Genomic DNA, 5163 nt, shown 5'->3' on the forward strand with positions numbered 1-5163 from the left:
CCCACCATTCACCCCTCCGCCCTCATACGGCGCCCCGCTGGACGCGCCCCACTGACATGTGACGACGGGCACCAAGAAGAGGATCAGGGGAGCAGCCTCCCGAGCCATTCGTGCCAGGCCCGCTCGGTCTCTTTGGGGTCCACGTCGCGGAAGATGTGGTGTCCCACGACCAGCGTTTCGTCCCTTCCCTGGATGAACCGGTAGAGGCCGTCGTCGTTGCGGACGCCAAGGAAGCCGGGGACGGCGTAGTCGACGACCCCCTCGATCGGGTCGAGACCCGCGGGGGTGAGCCGCACCCGCTCTCCGGGGGTGACGGGACCGGTCAGGCCGACCCCTCGTTCGAGCTCCTGCCACACGGGTTCGCCGCCGCCCGTCTTGGGCCGGGTGCCGAAGACCACCACGGCCGACCGGCCGTGGAAGTGGGTGAGGTACTGGTCCAGGGTGTGCAGGTACAGGTCCCAGCCGCGGCTCAGCGCGTCGTACTCGCCGTCCCAGTCGTCGCCGAGTATGCCGCTCTGCACGAGCCGCAGCACGGTGCTGCCCTGTTCGCGCCCCTCGATGAGGTACTCAAGGGCCATGAACGATCCGTCGGGGCCCTTGTCGCTGCGGAACCCGAATCGCCTGGACGGCTCCCAGGCGGTGACCGTGGCCTCCACGGGGAAGTCGCCGAAGTACTGCCGGGTGGCGCCCCCCTCGCGGGGCTCGATCTCGTTGCGTCCCATGAACCACGAGTCGATTCCCGGGCCGGTGGCGATCGCGTCCCATACCTGCTCGGGGGTCGCCTCCAGCGTGACCTGCTTGCGCAGCTCGAACTCGTGCGGCATCTCAAAGCTCCCTTGTCTCGGTGTCGGCTGTCTCGGTGTCGACCATGAGGGTGTCGACCGTTTCGTGGTCCTCCGGCCGGCCGGAGGACCATGGGTGGACCGCGACGATCACGTGGTGGTCGCGGCCGGCGTCGGCGGTCTCGTCGTGATACGCGCAGACCAGGGCGGCGAACGCGTCGGCCAGATCGTCGGCGAAGGCCGCGCCGTCGGCGGGCGAGGCGAACCGCACCTGGCCGTCGATCGCGAACGTCGCGGCCTTCCTGCGGGCCTTGGCGGCGCCGGTGACCAGTTCGCCCACGTCGCGTAACAGCCGGGAGGCGACGGCCAGCAGCCAGCGCGGGGAGAGCCGGTCGGGGGAGCGGGCGGGGTCGGGGGCCACCGCGGCCAGCGCGACCGGCGAGATGACGTACGACGCCGCGGTGGCGGCCATCACCCGTTCGATGGTGTTGCCCCTGCGGCGCTCCTCCACCAGCTCGACCAGGCCGTGCCGCTCCAGGGCCTTCAGGTGGTAGTTCACCTTCTGCCGCGGCATGCCCAGCTTGGCGGCCAGCATCGTGGCCGACGCCGGCCGGGCCAGCTCGGCCAGCAACCGGGACCGCACCGGATCGAGCGAGGCCTCCGCCGCCGCCGGATCTTCGATCACCGCCACTTCGAACATGCACCAACGTTCTCACCGAACAATTTTATTGTCAAGATGATTGAGATTGTCGGCAGTGGCCACGCCGCCCGGAGGCCTCACGGCGGCCGGGACGGGTGCGGGACGCCGGGCTCAGTGGTGGTGCGCGGGAAGCCAGGTGGTGGAGTGGGCCTCGGGGAAGGTGGCCGGAACGTGGACTACAGCCTCGGGACGGCCGGTCAGGTTGAGGGCGTCGAGCACCAGCAGCTCGCTCCGCCGCAGCGCGGCGTTCTGCGCCAGGACCACGATCCAGCCGTCGCCCTCGGCGACCCCGCGAGGGACGAAGACGGGACGGCCCGCACGCCACCCGGGGCCGAGCTCCCGTACCTGGGTGGTGCCGGCCGCGAGGTCGTGGCCGATCACCGCCCGGCCGCCGGGAGCGCGGCCGAAGATCAGCTGGTGCCTGTGGCCGGACTGCCGGGGGTCCACGGACGCCAGGTCCAGCGCGCCGGTCAGCGGCCGCTCGTGGGCGGCGCCGGTCGCCAGGTCGAGCGTCCACCGGTATGCCCGCGAGGTGCCGGCGGCGTCGCCGGGGCTCCACTCGGGGGTGTCGAAGGCACGCGCGCACCGCACCGCGTCCACGACCACCCGATGGCCGTCGTCGTGGGCGTTGACCGTCTGGAGCACGAAGCAGGGGTCGATCGCGAACCAGAGCGGCTCGGTCGCGTCGCCCGCCCGGCGCGGCAGCAGCCCGATGCGCGCGGGCCGGCCGTGCTGCCAGCGATAGGGGGACCCCGCGCCGATCATGGCCGCCGCCCGGCGGTAGGTCACGGGCAGGTCGAACACCACGACGAACCGGTCGGTGAGCGCGACCGCCCGCATGAGAGGGGCGCCGTCGAGCGCGAACGGCCGGGCGTCGAGCACGCGGCCGTCCGCCCCGATGACCAGGTGCTCGGCTGTGTCCAGGCCGGGGTAGGTGGCGATGGTGTGCCACTCGGCGCAGGCGCGGTCCTTGAGCGGCGGTGCGACGCTCGCGCGGCACGGCCCGTCCGGCGGGGGATCGGCGGGCCCGGTGGGCCTGATCCAGATCGCGGAACCGGGCGCCTGGCCCGGCACGTCGCCGCGGGGCTCCCCGGAAGCCCTGTGCCGGCGGGCGGTGCCTCCGCCGAGTCGCACGCCGGAGACCAGCGCCGGGCCGCCCGCGACGTACGAGCCGCCGGGGGGCGGGCCGGAGAGCAGGAAGGTGCCGTCGAGGCCGAGAGGGAGGGTGCCGTCGACGTGCAGCGACTCGTCGTGGGGCAGGTGGCCGGAGTCGAGCGACCCGAGCGGGTCAACGTGCTCCCTGACAGTCATTTCGAGCACCTCCTCATGAGGCCTGACGAGCTGGCATAACAGCGTTATGTAAAAAATAACGGTGTTATGCCATACTGTCAAGGTGAGTCCACGCCGATCGAATCCGCAGACGCGTTCCACCCTGGTCGACATCGCCGCACGGCTGCTCGCCGACGAGGGTCCCCAGTCGCTGTCGGCCCGCCGCATCGCCGCGGAGGCGGGCAGTTCGACGATGGCCGTCTACACGAACTTCGGTGGGATGAGCGGGCTGGTGCGCGAGATGGTGTACGAGGGGTTCGCCCGACTTGAGGCGTACTTCTCCCATGTCGCGCTGACCGCCGATCCCGTCGCCGACATGACACTGTTCGGGAGGGCCTACCGGCACAACGCCCTGACCAACCCACACCTGTACGCCGTGATGTTCGGCGGGGCGTCGCTGGCCGGCTTCTCCCTCACCGCGGAGGACCGCCAGTACGGCCGGTACACCCTGAGCACCGTGGTCGAATGCGCGAACCGGTGCATCGCGGCCGACCGGTTCCGCACCGGCGACGCCGAACTGGTCGCCCACCAGCTGTGGACCGCGATCCACGGGCTGGTCACGCTCGAACTTGGCGACTACCTCATCGACCCCTGCAACGCCGACGTGGTCTTCGAGGCCCAGCTGACCACCCTCATGGTCGGCGTCGGCGACACCGTGGAGTCGGCGACCCGGTCGGTGGCCTCGTCCCGCCGCCGGCTGAAGAAGGAGGTCGAGGACGTCAGGCCGGACCCGTCGATGGAGGAAGGACCTCGATACAAGCGCACCGTCTGACCGGTGACCATGGGCATTTCCGGCAAGCGGCGGGTGGGCCCCGGGAGCGGGAGGTCAGAGCTCCACCCCGGCCTGCCCTGACGGGCCGTCCTCATCCCAGGTGCCCATGTTCCGGCGGGAACGATTCGCCGCCCGCGCCGGGCTCCGGCAAGGCGAGCGGGAGGCGAAGTACGAAGCGCGCGCCACGCGGGCTGTCCTCGATATTGAGGGTTCCGCCGGACATCTCGGCGATCTGCCGGGCGATCGGCAGCCCGAGGCCGGTGCCGCCCGCGTCCCTGCTGCGTGCGGCGTCCAGCCGGGCGAACCGCTGGAACACCAGCTCGCGCTTGTCGGGGGCGATCCCGGCGCCGTCGTCGAGGACCTCCAGCCTCGCGGTGCCGGCGGCGAAGTGCCCGGCGCCGGTGCCGGGCGCAAGGCACACCGTGATGGTGATCGTGGTGTCGGCGTGCCGTTCGGCGTTGTCGACCAGGTTGGTGACCAGCCGGGCGAGCCGGATCCGGTCGCCCATGACCACGACGTCCTTGTCGAGGACGTATTCGAGCCGCTTGACCGGATGGCGGGCCTCCATCTCGGCGGTGACCAGCTCCGCCAGGTCGACCGGGACGCGGGAGCCGGGCGTGCCGGCGTCCAGCCGGGCGACGGTCAGCAGGTCCACCACGATCGCCTGGAGCCGGTCCAGGCCGCCGAGCACGGCGCGGCCCGTCGCCGGCCAGTTGTGGCCCCTGGAGGCCATCAGCGCGTCCTCGACCTCGGCCCGTATGGCGGTGATCGGGCTGCGCAGGTCGTGGGAGGCGTCCGAGGTGAGCCGGCGCTGCTGCTCCATCGCCGCCTGGAGCCGCCCCAAGGTGTGGTTGACGCTCTGGGCCAGGTCGTGGATCTCGTCCTCGCTGTCGGGGACCGGCACCCGGCGGCCCGGGCAGGTGGCGTTGATCTCGTCCAGCTCCGACCGGATGGCCTCCACGGGGCCGAGGGACGCGCCGATGACACGGTGGGCGCCGTAGGTGATGCCCGCCGTCAGCAGCAGCGCGCTGCCGATCACCAGTGTGGAGATGACCGGATGGACCAGGGGCGGGATGACGGGGGCGGCGCTGTAGATGGTCCAGATCTCGCCGGAGCGGTCGACCTGCTGGGCCGCCACGATGTCGCACTCTCCCTGGGGGAAGGAGTGGTCGCACACGACGGTGGTGCCCCTGTTGTGTCCCCCGGCCAGATCGAATTGGGCCATGACGGGCTTGCCCCGCATCTCCTCGGACGCCGCCACCACCTTGCCCGAGGGGTCGATCACCTGGTGCTTGCGGACGAGGCCGTGCGATATCGGGGTGCGGATATGGCCACGATCGGTGTCCGCGGCGATCCGTCCGGCCGAGCCGACGACCTCCTCGGTGAGATACTCGGTGGCCAGGCGCTGGATGGCGACGAGCAGGACAGTGGCGAGCACGGCGGAGAACAGGGCCGCCACCACGCCCGCGTACACCGTGAGCCGGGTTCTGACCGGCGGGATGATTATTCACTTAGCAGTCGATCGTCCCCTGGAGAGTCACCATTCACGCCCAAGGACAACGGCCCCTGCTCATCCTGAT

At 71.3% G+C, this 5163-nt stretch carries 5 protein-coding genes; 1 reads left to right on the forward strand and 4 read right to left on the reverse strand.

Features of this window, described 5'->3' with window-relative positions:
• Positions 1-83: 83 nt before the first annotated feature.
• From AB0B89_RS34710 to AB0B89_RS34720, 3 genes are all read right to left on the reverse strand, one after another.
• On the reverse strand, positions 84-824 hold the full coding sequence (locus AB0B89_RS34710) for an SRPBCC domain-containing protein (RefSeq protein ID WP_358561482.1): 741 nt from the start codon (positions 822-824) through the stop codon (positions 84-86).
• A gap of 1 nt (position 825) precedes the next feature.
• On the reverse strand, positions 826-1482 hold the full coding sequence (locus tag AB0B89_RS34715; RefSeq protein WP_358561484.1) for a helix-turn-helix domain-containing protein: 657 nt from the start codon (positions 1480-1482) through the stop codon (positions 826-828).
• A gap of 111 nt (positions 1483-1593) precedes the next feature.
• A complete protein-coding gene (locus tag AB0B89_RS34720) occupies positions 1594-2793 on the reverse strand; it encodes a carotenoid oxygenase family protein (RefSeq protein WP_358561487.1) in 1200 nt (399 codons plus the stop codon).
• 82 nt (positions 2794-2875) lie between these two features.
• On the opposite strand from AB0B89_RS34720, the gene AB0B89_RS34725 reads away from it, so the two are divergent.
• Positions 2876-3583, forward strand: a complete 708-nt coding sequence (locus AB0B89_RS34725) for a TetR/AcrR family transcriptional regulator (protein WP_358561490.1) — start codon at positions 2876-2878, stop codon at positions 3581-3583.
• A gap of 91 nt (positions 3584-3674) precedes the next feature.
• Here the strand turns inward: AB0B89_RS34725 and AB0B89_RS34730 are convergent, their stop codons facing one another.
• Positions 3675-5042, reverse strand: a complete 1368-nt coding sequence (locus AB0B89_RS34730; RefSeq protein WP_358561493.1) for a HAMP domain-containing sensor histidine kinase — start codon at positions 5040-5042, stop codon at positions 3675-3677.
• Positions 5043-5163 lie beyond the last annotated feature (121 nt).

The sequence above is a fragment of the Sphaerisporangium sp. NPDC049002 genome (genome assembly GCF_040649355.1).
In the GTDB taxonomy this organism is placed as follows: Bacteria; Actinomycetota; Actinomycetes; order Streptosporangiales; family Streptosporangiaceae; genus Sphaerisporangium.

Excerpts from the sequence above, each read along its gene's own strand:
- AB0B89_RS34715 (WP_358561484.1), bottom strand. The coding sequence starts at position 1,482 with ATGTTCGAAGTGGCGGTGATCGAAGATCCGGCGGCGGCGGAGGCCTCG.
- AB0B89_RS34720 (WP_358561487.1), bottom strand. The coding sequence starts at position 2,793 with ATGACTGTCAGGGAGCACGTTGACCCGCTCGGGTCGCTCGACTCCGGC.
- AB0B89_RS34710 (WP_358561482.1), bottom strand. The coding sequence starts at position 824 with ATGCCGCACGAGTTCGAGCTGCGCAAGCAGGTCACGCTGGAGGCGACC.